The following is a 13,964-nucleotide window of genomic DNA, read 5'->3' as shown; positions in this document are numbered from 1 at the left end:
CTCAAGTCTCGTGGAAGTGTAGATATGCAACCCATTCCCACACGGTCGGGCCGACACCTCCCCCCAGGGCAACGTTTCTCCAAATCGCTTTAGCCAGGCTTGGGCGGCCACGGCGGCGGCGCGGTCGCCACCCGGCCAGAAGTGGGTGAGCATCAGCCGGCGAGCGCGTCGAACCCGAGTCGTCGAGCGCGCGTATCTCGTTTAGACGACGGCCGCGACCCCCCTTTGTGGATGCCGCCCGATGAGTCTGAAGGCCGGGCCTCATCCACAGACGGAGAGAGGGATTATGAGACAGCAACATGGCTCCCGCGTCCGACTGCGGGCGGCGGGCATGCTCACGGCCCTGGCTGTCATGAGCAGTGGCCTTACGGTCGGCGCCGCGAATGCGGCGTCCGGCACGGCCTTTGCGCCGGACATCTCCTGCCCGTCTGTGGCGGACAGAGTGGACGAAGTCCCCGCTCGTGCTCAGGCGGAGGTCCAGCGGAACCTGCAACAGTTGGAGACCCAGATCGCCGAGGCCAATCGGCGGCTGGCGAACTCGGCGGGACAGGGCGGCGCCAACTTCGTCCAGAACGCGATCCTCGGACCGCTCCGGGACAAACGGGCGGCAGTTCTTGAACGGATCCAGATCGCCTTCCAGCGGGCCGGCGCCCAGGCGCCGACCGGTCTCGAGGGTCTGGCCACCTGCACCGTGCAGGACGATGGCACCGGGAACAACAACGGCGACAACCAGGACAACGGCAACCAAGACAACAACAACCAGGACAACGGTAACCAGAACGACAACGGACAGAACGACAACGGACAGAACAACGGCGACCAGGGCAACAACAACCAAGGCAACGGCGACCAGAACGGGAGCGATCAGGACGACAACGGGCAGAACAACGGCGACCAAGGCGACAACAACCAAGACAACGGCAACCAAGACAACGCCGCCCGGGGCAACGGTAACCAGAACGGCGGCGGTCGCGGCGGCCAGATCTCCTGTCCCGAGGTAGCGGACAGGCTGGGCGAAATCCCCGCTCGCGCCCAGGCGGAGGTCCAGCGGAACCTGCGACAGTTGGAGACCCAGATCGCCGAGGCCAATCAGCGACTGGCGCGCTCGGCAGGGCAGGGCGGCCCCAACTTCGTCCAGAACGCGATCCTCGGACCGCTCCGGGACAAACGGACGGCGACCCTCGATCGGATCCGGATCGCCTTCCAGCGCGCCGGAGCCCAGGCGCCGGCCAGCCTCCGGACCCTGGCGACATGTGAACTCCGGAACGGGAATGGAGGGAACACCGGCGGAAACAACGGCAACGATGGCAATGACGGAAACAATGGCGACGACGGAAATGACGGGGACAACGGCAACGGCGGGAACAACGGCGGCCAGGCCAGGGGCCCCGTCCGTGAGGACTTCGTCGACATCCGTTCCGTACAGCCGAATGTGAGAAACCCCCGTACGCAGCAGAATGGCTCCAGGGGAACCTTCAGCGTGGACTGCGGACGCAACGAGGGACGGATCTTCAACTCCGACAACGTCATCGTGGCGCCGGGCGTGTCCAACGGCGCGCAGCACACGCACGACTACGTGGGCAACGAGTCCACCAACAACCAGTCCACCAATGAGAGCCTGCTGGCGGCCGGCACCACCTGCCGCAACGGTGACAAGTCCACGCACTACTGGCCGGTGGTGAGGGCGCTGGGGCAGCAGGAGTTCGACGCCAACCAGCGCGGCGGCGGCCTCGACCTGAACGTCGGCAAGATCCTCACTCCGGCTTCGGTGCAGATCACCTTCAAGGGCAACCCGGCCGGCAAGGTGGTGGCGGCTCCGCAGTTCCTGCGCATCATCACCGGTAACGCCCGGGTCGGCGGGGCCGAGCCCAACGCCGGTTGGACCTGCACCGGGTTCGAGAACCGTCAGTTGACGGACAAGTACCCGCTCTGCCCGCGAGGAAGCAGGCTCGTGCGGGTCTTCGATTTCCAGAGTTGCTGGGACGGCCAGAACGTCGACAGCGCCAACCACCGCACCCATGTCACCTTCCCCCAGGCCGACGGTAGTTGCCCGCAGGGTTTCCAGCCCATTCCCGCGCTGGAGCACCGGCTCGTCTACAACGTGCCGCAGGGCCCCAACTTCGCCGTCGACGGCTTCCCCGAGGAACTACACAAACCGATCACTGACCACAGTGACTTCATCAACCTGATGAACGAGCAGCAGATGCGGCAGGTCGTCGACTGCATCAACGGCGGCAGACGCTGTCGCTGACCCTGATTCATCGGCGTGGCCGGGCGACTGGCCACGCCGTCCTCATTGCCAGATTGCCAGGAGCAAGGCCACATCAGGTGTGAGAAAGGGCAAGATCATGGCTGGCTTCTCCCGCCCGCGACGCGCTCACGGTGTGGCGCGTCCGACCGGCGTCATCAGGAGGCGAGACCACGGCGGCGTCGTCCTGTCGCTGGCCGTCGCCTCGGCCCTCGCGCTCACCGGATGCGGTGTGCAGGCCCAGGCGAACAGTGGGCACAAGACGGGGACGCCGCCCCGCGCGTACACCGTCGAGCAACTGGCGGCCACCATCGGCTGCACCGCCCAAATCACCCTCAAGGCGAAGGACTACCGGAAAGGGGAATGCACCAGCGACGGAATCCCCTTCGTGTTCCTTGACTTCGACACGACCCAAGGCCAGCGTGAGTGGCTCGACTACGCCGAGATGTACGGCGGCCTCTACCTCGTCGGCAATCGATGGGCGCTGTCAGCCAAGTCCAAGGCTTTCATGCAGGAACTGAGCGGGAGAATCGGGGGCACGGTCGAAGAACACAGCCCCGGCGGCTCCGCCCATGCCCCGACCGGACACTGATTCCCGCTTCTCACCGAAGCCGACCCCATCCGGCGCTCCTTCACGCTCCACGAGCGGCCTGCGGCCCATACTGTCCACATGTGTGATCAGTGGCAGAGAACGTGCTGATGAACACGGCGATCGTGCTCTTCAACCGGGATCTGCGCGTGCACGACCAGCCGGCCCTCGCCGCCGCCTGTGAGCGGGCCGAGCGGGTGGTGCCGCTGTTCGTGCTTGACCCGGCCGTACCGGAGGGGCCTCGGCACGCTTTCCTCCTGGAGTGCCTGGCCGACCTGCGTGCTTCGCTGCGGGCGCGCGGAGGCGATCTGGTCGTCCGGGAGGGCGACGTCGTCCGCGAGACGATGAGGCTCGCCACGGAGCTGGGCGCGGAGACGGTCTGCGCCGCCGCCGACGTCAGCTCGCTCGCCCGGCGGCGTGAGCAGCGCTTCGCCGGGGAACGGATCGAGTTCCTGCTTTTTCCCGGCGTCACCGTCGTGCCCCCGGGCGCGCTGCTGCCCTCGGGCGGAGGCGACCACTATCGAGTCTTCACCCCCTACTGGCATGCGTGGCAGCGTCACAGCCGGCGCCCGCAACTGCCGCCTCCCTCTCGGGTGCGCCTGCCCTCGAAGCTGGCGGCCGGGCGGCTGCCCGATCCCGGCCGGGGCGGGGCCATGCCCGGCGGTGAGTCGGCGGCCCGCGAGCGCGCCGCCCGGTGGCTGCGCCAGGGCCTGGACGGCTACGCGGACGGTCACGACGACCTGGCGGGCGACCGGACCTCGCGGCTCAGCCCGTACCTGCGCTTCGGCTGCCTGTCACCGTTGGAGCTGGCCTGCCGTGCCGAGCGCAGCGAGGCTTTCGTCAGGCAGTTGTGCTGGCGGGACTTCCACCACCAGGTGGCGTACGCGTTCCCGCAGATCAACCGCGAGAACTACCGCCACGGGGAACGGCGCTGGCGGCGCGACCAGGACGCGCTGCAGGCCTGGCAGGCCGGCATGACCGGGATGCCCATCGTGGACGCGGGCATGCGCCAACTGCTGGCCGAGGGCTGGATGCACAACCGGGCCCGCCTCATCGTGGCGGCCTACCTCGTCAAGTGTCTCGGCCTCGACTGGCGTGCCGGTGCCCGGCACTTCTTCCTGCACCTGCTCGACGGCGACGTGGCCAACAACTGCGGCAACTGGCAATGGGTCGCCGGCACCGGCAACGACACCCGGCCCAACCGCTCCTTCAACCCGCTCCGCCAGGCCAGACGTTTCGACCCTGCGGGCCGCTACGTCCGCCGTCACGTCCCCGAACTCGCCGCTCTGCCCGCCGAGCACGTCCACGAGCCCTGGCGGCTGCCTGCTCTCCCCGCCGGCTATCCCGCCCGGCTGGATGGCATCGGTGAGGAGCCCAACCGAGGAAATTGACTCGATCTACCGCAGCGGGTTGACGACGGCGAGCGGACGCGACCATATATTCCCAGCGAGATCGGGCATTTCGCCCATCCGGTCACCGTCCCCGCCCCGAGGAGAGTCGAACAGATCGTGGACGCACGCACCAACCCGCCCGTCGCGTTACCGGAGCGGTGATGGCCAGGGCAGCCCGTACCCGGCAAGGCCATCGCCACCGGGTGGGACACATCGCAGCAGTCGCAGCGGCGGCTGCTTTTCTTTTGATCCCGGGCGGCGTGGCACTCCTCCCGGCCGAAGCGGAAGCCGCCGAGCCCGCGCCGGCTCCCCAGCAGGCCGTCACAGAGCAGGACGCCCTCGCGCAGGCCCGGCAGACGGGGCAGCGGACCGAGGTCGGCTCCATGCGCACCGAGACGCGCACGGTTTACGCCAACCCCGGCGGCCTCGTGCTGGAGCAGCACGCCCGCCCGGTACGCGTCCGCCAGGACGGCCGCTGGGCCGACGTGGACACCACCCTGCGCCGCCTGCCCGACGGTTCGATCGCCCCGGCCGCGACGGCCGTGGCGCTGCGCTTCTCCGGCGGCGGCAGCACCCCGATGGCCACGGTCGCGCGCGGCGCCAAGTCGCTGGCCGTCGGCTGGCCAGGACCGCTGCCGGCACCAACGCTTGAGGGCCCCACCGCCACCTACGCCGAGGTGCTGCCGGGCGTTGACCTCCGGGTCACCGCCGACGTGGACGGCTTCTCGCACGTGCTCGTCGTCAAGAACCGGCAGGCGGCGCTCGGCGGCAAACTCGACCGCCTGCGCTTCTCGCTCAAGTCGGGCAACCTGTCCGTACGCGAAAGCAAGGGCGGCGGCCTGCGGGCGGTGGACGGCGGCGGCGCCGACGTGTTCGTCGCCCCGACCCCGCTCATGTGGGACTCCCCCGCCGCCCCGGAGGCCCGCCGCCTGGCCTCGGCCTCCGACCGAGGTCCCGCGCCGGGCTCCCGGCACGAGCGGATGGGCCTGGAGGTGAGCGGCGACGCGCTGACCCTCGCGCCCGACAAGGCCATGCTCACCGCGCCCGGCACCCGCTACCCGGTCTACCTCGACCCGTCGGTGTCGGCGCCGCGCGGCGCGTGGACGGCGGTGTGGAGGAAGTACCCGAACACGAACTACCTCAACTCCGGCGACGTGGCCCGCGTCGGCTACGAGAGGGACACCGGCCAGACCAACCGTTCGTTCTTCCAGATGAACAACGGCTCGGCCATCCACGGCAAGCAGATCCTCAAGGCCACGCTGCGCACGTTCGAGAGCTGGTCCTGGTCCTGCTCGGCCCGGCCGGTCGAACTCTGGCTGACCAGCGTCATCGGCGGCGCCACCACCTGGAACAACCAGCCCGCCTGGGTGACGCACCTGGACACCGAGCACGTGGCCAAGGGCTGGAGCACCGGCTGCCCGGCCGGCGGCGTGGAGTTCGACGCCACGCACGCGGCGGTGCGGGCGGCGGCCGAGAACTGGCCGACGATCACGCTGGGCCTGCGGGCGACCGACGAGGGCGACACCTTCGGGTGGAAGAAGTTCCACAACAACCCCGTCCTGGTCATCGAGTACAACAGCCGGCCCGCCGTTCCCGCCGCCGCCGACGCCTGGTCCGACCCGGGCGGCGGCTGCCTGTCGGGCTCGGCCCGGCCCTCCGTGGGCACCGCCACGCCCAAGCTCTGGGCCAAGCTGCGCGACGGCGACAACTCCGTCAGGGGCCGCTTCGAGTGGTGGAACGGCGAGGCCAAGGTGGGCGAGCACCTCACCCCCTCCGCCTCCTCCGGGAACGCGTTCTACGCGAACATCCCGGCGGGCGCGTACGGGGACGGCTCGGTGATCCGCTGGCGGGTGCGCGCCGAGGACGGCATCGCCACCAGCGCGTGGGGCCCGTGGTGCGAGATCCGCGTCGACACCACCGCCCCCGGCCGCGAACCCGTGGTCACCTCCGCGCAGTACCCGGAGAACACCTGGGGTGAGGGGCTCGGCCGCGCCGGCTCGTTCACCTTCGAGGCCAATGGCGTCACGGACGTGACCAGGTTCGTCTACGGCCTCAACACCAACCCGGACGTCGAGGTGAAGGCGGACACCACGGGCGGCAAGGCCACCGTCCGGCTCACCCCGGACAAGGACGGCCCCAACGTGCTGTCGGTACGCAGCAAGGACGCCGCCGGCAAGCAGGGCCCGATCCGCAGCTACGTCTTCAACGTCAGGGACGGCACGGGCCCGGTCGGCCACTGGACGCTCGACGAGGGCCAGGGCGGTGTCACGGCCGACTCGGCAGGCTCCCGCTCCGCCACGCTCGGCGGCGGCGCGGCCTGGACCGACGGCCGCCAGGGCAAGGCGCTGCGCTTCACGGCCACGGGCCAGCACGCCGCCACCGCCGGGGCGGTCGTCCCCACCGAGAACAACCTCGCCCTGTCGGCCTGGGTCCGGCTCAGCGAACTGCCTGCGCACAACGCCGCCGCCGTCAGCCAGGACGGCCAGTCGCACGCCGGGATCTGGCTCGGCTACCGGGCCAGTACCAAGTCGTGGTCGTTCAAGATGAACAACTCCGGCGGCACGTCCCAGTCGGTGTGGGCCGACAGCCCCGCCGTGACGCCGAAGGCGGGTGAGTGGACCCACCTGACCGGCGTCTACGACTCGGCGGCCAAGGCCATGTACCTGTACGTCAACGGCCACCGCGCCGCCGGGCCCGTCGCCTACCACGGCGGGGCCGGACCCGCGGGCGCGCTGCAGTTCGGGCGGGCCCAGCACCAGGGCGGCATGACCGACCCCTGGCCGGGCGAGGTGGACGACGTGCGCGTGCACGACCGGGCGGTGTACGGCGAGGAGATCGTCCGGCTGGTCAACCAGGGTTCCACGCTGACCGGGCACTGGATGCTGGACGAGGGCGAGGGCGCCACGGCCGCCGACGCGACCGGCCGTACGGGGCCGCTCACCCTCGGCGGCGGCGCGGCGTGGACGCCGGGCTGGCTCGGCGACGCGCTGGCCGTGGACGGCACCGCCGGGCACGCCGCGGCGGCAGGTCCGGCGATCCGCACCGACCAGAGCTTCACCGTCAGCGCCTGGGTCCAGCTCGACACCCTGCCCTCGGTCGACAGCGTCGCCCTGGCCCAGGGAGGCGCGCGGACCAGCGCGTTCGCGCTCGGCTACACGGCGCAGGGGCCCCGCTGGGGCTTCGCGATGATCGACGCCGACGCCGACGCGCCGAACCTCGTGATGGCCCGCTCCGACGACGTGCCGTACCCGATGGAGTGGACCCACCTGGCGGGCGTGTACGACGCGCCGGCCCGCAAGCTGCGCGTCTACGTCGGCGGGAATCTCGTCGCCGGCGCCCAGGCCGACTACTACAGCACCTGGAACGCCGGCGGGCCCCTCCAGGTCGGCAGGGGCATCTTCGCGGGGGCCATGTCCGCCCACTGGCCGGGGGTCCTCGACGACGTACGCACCTACCAGGGCGCCCTGAGCGACGACGACGTCGCCAGGCTCGCCGCAGAGTAATTCGCCGGCCGGCGGGGCGCCCGCCCCGCCGGCCCACCCCCGATCCCCATGGATGGTGAGGATGGACGTCTCTGAGGAGTTCCCGGAGACCGGACGCTCCAACTTACTGATCTACGATTTCCATCCCCGGCTGGCTCGCTGGTTCGCCCGCTCGTGCGCGGCGCTGACGGTGCTCGTCACCGTGCCGCTCGCCCCGGCGCTGCCCGCCGAGGCCGCGCGCCGGGAGCGGCCCGGTGTGCAGCGGGAGGAGCCGGTGCCGGGTGTGTCCGTGCCCGTGCTGCCCAAGCGCGAGGACCCGGCCGCCAAGCGGGCGCTGAGCGCCGCCCCCGCCGTGACCTGGCCACGTGCCGGGGCGGTTGAGCTGGCGCCGGGCAGTTCGGGGAAGGTCGCGCCCGGCTCGCTGTCCGTGCGCGTGGACGCCCCCTCCGATCGGGCCGAGCCGCCCGAGCAGGTGAAGCTGGAGGTGCTGGAGCGGGCGAAGTCCGCCTCGGTGCCTGGTGTCGTGCTGCGCGTCTCGCCGGGGCGGGCCGCCACCCGCGGCGGCAAGGCCCGCTTGCGGATGGACTACTCCGGCTTCCGTCACGCCTTCGGCGGCGACTACGCCGCCCGCCTCCGCCTGGTCAAGCTGCCCGACTGCGCCCTGGAGGCGGCCGCGCGCGACTGCCCGGCCCCCGAGCCGGTACGCGCCGAGAACGACGTGCGCGCCGGCACGCTCACCGCCGACGTGGACGTCGCCGCCGCGGAAGGCCGGCTGTACGGCCTGACCAGCGCCCCGGCGAGCGCGTCCGGCGACTACAAGGCCACGCCGCTGGCCGCGTCCGCCACCTGGGCGGTCGGCCCTCAGTCGGGCGACTTCTCCTGGAACTACCCGATGCGGGTCCCGCCCGCGATCGGCGGCGACGAGCCCACGGTGTCGCTCGGCTACTCCTCCCAGAGCGTGGACGGCCGCACCTCCGCCACCAACAACCAGGCGTCCTGGGCCGGTGAGGGCTTCGACCTGACGCCCGGCGGCTACATCGAGCGCCGCTACAAGTCCTGCTCGGCCGACGGCAAGCAGACCGGCGACCTGTGCTGGGACCACGAGAACGCCACGCTCGTGCTCAACGGCTCGGCGAACGAGCTGATCAAGGACTCCGCCGGCGGCAAGTGGCGACTCAAGCGCGACGACGGCACCCGCGTCGAGCAACTGTTCGGCACCGCCAACGGCGACGACAACGGCGAGCACTGGCGGGTCACCACGCTCGACGGCACCCAGTACACCTTCGGCCTCAACCGGCTGCCCGGCTGGGCGAACGGCAAGCCGGAGACCGCGTCGGCCTGGACCGTGCCGGTGTTCGGCAACGAGGCCGGCGAGCCCTGCCACAACGCCGTGGCCGCCGACGCCTGGTGTCAGCAGGGGTGGCGGTGGAACCTCGACCTCGTGTCCGACCGGCACGGCAACGCCACGACGTACTGGTACGAGCGCGAGCGCAACCACTACGGCCGCGACGGCAAGCCCGAGCAGGGCACCCCGTACGACCGGGGCGGCCTGCTGTCCAGGATCGACTACGGCTACCGCTCGGACGAGCTGTTCACCCGCTCGCCGTCGGCGCGCGTGGAGTTCACGCCCGCCGAGCGGTGTCTGCCCGGCGGGGCGATCACCTGCGAGCCGGGCCAGCTCACCAAGGAGAACGCCTCCCACTGGCCGGACGTGCCGTTCGACCGTAACTGCGCGGCCGGCGAGGTGTGCAAGGACCGGACCTCGCCCACGTTCTGGACGCGCAAGCGGCTGGCCAAGGTCACCACGCGGGTGTTGTCCGGCGGGGCGTACAAGGACGTCGACTCCTGGACGCTGACCCACTCCTTCCCCACCACGGGAGACGGGCTCAGCCCGGCGCTGTGGCTGGCCTCGATCCAGCACGCCGGGCACGTCGGCGGCACCGTCACCCTGCCGAAGGTGACCTTCGCCGGCGTGCAGCTCGACAACCGCGTGGACGGCGACGAGGGCCGCGCCCCGCTGATCAAGTGGCGCGTCCAGTCGGTCTACACCGAGGCGGGGGCCGAGCTGCGGGTCACCTACGCGCCGCAGGAGTGCACCCCGTCCAACCTGCCGGCCCCCGACCGCAACACCATGCGCTGCTACCCACAGCGCTGGGTGCCGCAGGACGAGATGGAGGTGCTGGACTGGTTCCACAAGCACGTCGTCGCCCGGACCGTGGAGATCGACCGCACCGCCCGCTCGCCGTGGCTGGTCACCGACTACGAGTACGCGGGCGGCGCCGCCTGGCGCTACTCCGAGAACATCCTCACCAAGCCCGCCGAGCGCACCTGGTCCGAGTGGCGCGGCTTCGGCAAGGTACGGGTGCGTCAGGGCGACGGCCAGGACACCAAGCGCACGCTGACCGAGCACGTCTACTTCCGCGGCATGGACGGCGACCGCCTGGCCGACGGCGGCCGCAAGGACGTGCACGTCGCCGACTCCGAGGGCGTCACGCGCGAGGACCACGACCAGCTCGCCGGGATGGACAGGGAGACCGTCGTCCGCGACGGCGACGGCGGCAAGATCCTCTCGGCCACCGTCGAGGAGCCGTGGTGGCGGCAGACGGCCACCTTCGCGTTCGAGGGCGTCACCAAGACGGCCTACCTCATTGAGACCAAGGCCACGAGCACCCGCGCCCTCCTGCACGACGGGACGTGGCGGCGCACCTCCGAGGAACGCGTCTACGACGAGCACGGCATCGTCACCCAGATCCACGACCTCGGCGACGTGGCCGTCCCCGGCGACGACGTGTGCACCCGCTACACGCACGCCCGCGACAGCGGGGCCTGGATGCTCGACTTCGTCAGCCGGGCCGAGGCCGTGTCCAAGCCCTGCTCGGCCGAGCCGCAGCGGCCCCAGGACGTGCTGTCGGACGTGCGGACGTCCTTCGACGGGCGGGCCTTCGGACAGCCGCCGGTCAGGGGCGACGTCACCAGGACCGAGGAGCTGACCGGCTACGACGGGGCCACGCCCCGCTACGTGCCCGAGATGATCCGCACCTATGACGGCTACGGCCGGCTCACCTCCGAGACCGACCCGGCCGGCGGCAAGGTGACCACCACGTACGCGCCGGCCTCCGGCGCGCCCGCGACCGAGGTCAGGACCGTCAACGACCTCGGCCACGCCGACGTCACCTACCTCGACCCGGCCAGGGGCGAGGCGGTGGCCCAGGTGGACGAGAACGGCCGCCGCACCGACCTCCAGCACGACGGGCTCGGCCGGCTGGTCAAGGTCTGGCAGCCCGACCGCGACAAGGCCGCCGGCCAGTCGCCCAGCACCGAGTACGCCTACGTCGTCCGCCCCGACGGCCCCAATGCGGTCACCACCAAGACGCTGGCCGCCGACGGCACGTACATCACCAGCCACGAGCTGTACGACGGCCTGATGCGCGAGCGCCAGACCCAGGAGCCCGCCACCGGCGGCGGCCGGGTGCTCACCGACACCTTCCGCAACTCGCTCGGCGAGATCGCCAAGACCAACACCGGCTACTACAGCACCGGCGACCCCTCCTCCGAGCTGCTCGCCGTCTCCGACGACGACGTGGCCGGGCAGATCGTCGGCTCCTTCGACGGCAGCGGCGAGCTGGTCCAGCAGAGCTTCCGGGTCAAGGGCGTGGAGAAGTGGTCGACCAAGGCCGTCCGGCAGGGCGACCGCGTCGACATCACCCCGCCGCCCGGCGGCACCGCCACCACCCACATCGGCGACGCCGAGGACCGCGTCGTCGAGCTGCGCCAGTACAAGGGGGCCACCCCGACCGGCGCATACGAATCCACCAAGTACACCTACGACAAGGCGGGCCGCCTGGCCACGGTCACCGACCCGGCCGGCAACGTCTGGCGTCACCACTTCGACCTGCGCGGCCGGGAGATCAAGACCGAGGACCCGGACAAGGGCAGCACCACGACCGTCTACAACGACACCGACGAGGTGGTCTCCACGACCGACGCCCGCGGCCGCACCCTGTGGTACGGCTACGACGCGATCGGCCGCAAGACCTCGCTGCGCGAGGGGTCGCAGACCGGTTCGCTGCTGGCCGAGTGGACGTACGACGCCCTGGCCAAGGGGCAGCAGAACGCCAGTATCCGGTACGTGGGCGGGCAGGCGTACAAGGCGGAGGTCAACGCCATCGACCGGGACTACCGCGCGCTGCGGCAGACGGTCACGATCCCCGAGCGCGAGGGCAAGCTCGCCGGCTCCTACGTCTTCAACACCCGCTACACCCCTGACGGCCAGGTTCAGTCCGTCACCTTCCCGGAGGTGGGCGGCCTGGCGGCGGAGACCGTCACCTACGACTACGACGGGCTGCGCCAGCCCGTCAAGGTCACGGGCCTGTCGTCGTACGTCACCGACGCCCGTTACAGCAAGCTGGGCGAGACGCTCCAGTACGAGCTCAGCACCGGCCCCAGAAAGACCTGGCTCACCTTCACCCATGAGGAGGGCACCAGGAGGATGATCCGCTCCCAGCTCGACCGGGACACCGGCACGAGCTCGGACCTGGACCTGAACTACCGCTACGACCCGGCGGGCAACGTGACCTCGATCGCCGACAGGGCGGCCGGCGTCCAGGACACGCAGTGCTTCACCTTCGACCATCTGCGCCGCATGACCTCGGCGTGGACGGCCACGGACGACTGCGCTTCGGGTTCGCCGCAGTCCGGCAAGATCGGCGGCGCGGCCCCGTACGCGGTCAGCTACGCCTACGACGCTGTCGGCAACCGGACCAAGGAGACCAAGCACGCCTGGGGCGGCGCGGGTGAGCAGGTCCGCGACTACACCTACCCGGCGGCGGGCGGCAAGCAGCCGCACGCGCTGCAGGCGGTGGGGGCGGACCTGTTCGAGTACGACGCGGCGGGCAACACCACCCGGCGCAAGGTCGGCACCGCCGATCAGAGCCTGTTGTGGGACGCCGAGGGCAACCTGGAGTCGGTGACCGAGGCGGGCAAGACGACGTCGTTCCTCTACGACGCCGACGGCGACCGGCTGCTGCGCAAGACCGCCGACGAGACCACGCTGTACGTGGACGACATGGAGCTGCGCCTGGACCACGCCAAGAAGGTTGTGGAGGGCAGCCGCTACTACACCGTCAACGGCCAGCCGGTGGCCATGCGCAACTCGGCGGACAAGGTGTACTTCTTCGGCGACGACCACCACGGCACCGCCCACGCCGCCGTGGACGCCGCCACCGGCGAACTGGCGATCCGCCGCCGGGCCCCGTTCGGCGCCGACCGGGGCCCGGCGCCGCCGTGGTGGCCTGGCCAGCGCGGGTTCGTCGGCGGCAACGTCGACGCCACCACCGGCCTCGTCCAGCTGGGGGCCCGCGAGTACGACCCGGCGACCGGCCGGTTCCTGTCCGTGGACCCCGTCATCGACGCGTCCGACCCGCAGCAGCTCAACGCCTACGCCTACGCCAACAACAACCCGATCTCGATGACCGACCCCGACGGGCTGCTGTGGTGGTTCGCCGCCATCGCCATCGGCATCGGGGTGCGGTTCGTCGCCCGGCGGGCGCTGACCTGGGTGGCGCAGCGGGTGGCAGCGGCGATGGCCAGGCGCGCGGCCATGCGCGCGGCCGCCGAGGCGGCGCGCCGGGCCGCCGAGGTGGCCAGGCGGCGCGCCATCGAGATCGCCAGACGCAAGGCGATGGACCTGGCCCGCCGCCGCGCCGCCGCCCTCGCCATGCGGCGCGCGATGGAGAAGCTCAGGCGGGCCGCCGAGGCAGCGGCCCGCCGCCGTGCCGCCGCCGCGGCGCGACGCGCTCAGGCCGCCGCTGCCAGGCCGCGGGCGGCGTCGGCGGCGCGGGCGCAACGGGCCATCCGGCGGGTCACAAAACAGACACAACGACACCTCCCCTGGAAGGAGCGGACCTACCGGCCGGGCTCGCTCAAGGCCCAGCAACGCACGTCGCCGCCCAAGAACCAGCGCACACCGGTTCAGCCGAGCCAGGCGGCGCAGCGCTACGACTGGCGCAACGTGCACGAGCAGATCGACCCGATGGCGGGCAGGGAGACCAGCAAGGGCACCGTCAGGTCGTCGGAGACTCCGGAGGTGATGTACGGGCTGGAGACGTTCAAGATGGAGACCCAGCTCCCGGTCCACGGCGCCAAGTGGAAGGTGTACGTGATCAAGCTGGGTGAGGTGGTCGCCCGGGCGCTGGACTGGGAGAAGAAGCTCATCTGAGCCGCCCCGCCGGGCCGTGGCCCCACCACGGCCCGGC

The 13,964-nt window shown here is 71.3% G+C and carries 5 protein-coding genes; all 5 read left to right on the top strand.

The window, feature by feature from the left end; genetic code table 11:
* Positions 1-331: 331 nt before the first annotated feature.
* The 5 genes from ACFOY2_RS17600 to ACFOY2_RS17580 all read left to right on the top strand — a co-directional run bounded on the left by ACFOY2_RS17600 (position 332) and on the right by ACFOY2_RS17580 (position 13,927).
* Positions 332-2,251 (top strand): DUF1996 domain-containing protein, encoded by a 1,920-nt coding sequence (locus ACFOY2_RS17600; RefSeq protein WP_379529114.1) that lies wholly within the window; start codon positions 332-334, stop codon positions 2,249-2,251.
* 133 nt (positions 2,252-2,384) lie between these two features.
* The gene (locus ACFOY2_RS17595; protein ID WP_379529113.1) at positions 2,385-2,840 is read left to right on the top strand and encodes a hypothetical protein; all 456 of its coding nucleotides are present in this window, start codon (positions 2,385-2,387) and stop codon (positions 2,838-2,840) included.
* Between the two features lie 107 nt (positions 2,841-2,947).
* On the top strand, positions 2,948-4,228 hold the full coding sequence (locus ACFOY2_RS17590) for a cryptochrome/photolyase family protein (protein ID WP_379529323.1): 1,281 nt from the start codon (positions 2,948-2,950) through the stop codon (positions 4,226-4,228).
* 260 nt (positions 4,229-4,488) lie between these two features.
* Positions 4,489-7,731, top strand: a complete 3,243-nt coding sequence (locus tag ACFOY2_RS17585) for a LamG-like jellyroll fold domain-containing protein (protein ID WP_379529112.1) — start codon at positions 4,489-4,491, stop codon at positions 7,729-7,731.
* Between the two features lie 61 nt (positions 7,732-7,792).
* A complete protein-coding gene (locus ACFOY2_RS17580) occupies positions 7,793-13,927 on the top strand; it encodes an RHS repeat domain-containing protein (RefSeq protein WP_379529111.1) in 6,135 nt (2,044 codons plus the stop codon).
* Positions 13,928-13,964 lie beyond the last annotated feature (37 nt).

Origin of the sequence: Nonomuraea purpurea (assembly GCF_042650645.1) — a bacterium.
GTDB classification, from domain to species: domain Bacteria; phylum Actinomycetota; class Actinomycetes; order Streptosporangiales; family Streptosporangiaceae; genus Nonomuraea; species Nonomuraea purpurea.
Note: the sequence above shows the minus strand (reverse complement) of the source record. Positions and strands in the feature narration are given on the sequence as shown.

Excerpts from the sequence above, each read along its gene's own strand:
- ACFOY2_RS17600 (WP_379529114.1), top strand. The coding sequence starts at position 332 with ATGCTCACGGCCCTGGCTGTCATGAGCAGTGGCCTTACGGTCGGCGCC.
- ACFOY2_RS17590 (WP_379529323.1), top strand. The coding sequence starts at position 2,948 with ATGAACACGGCGATCGTGCTCTTCAACCGGGATCTGCGCGTGCACGAC.
- ACFOY2_RS17580 (WP_379529111.1), top strand. The coding sequence starts at position 7,793 with ATGGACGTCTCTGAGGAGTTCCCGGAGACCGGACGCTCCAACTTACTG.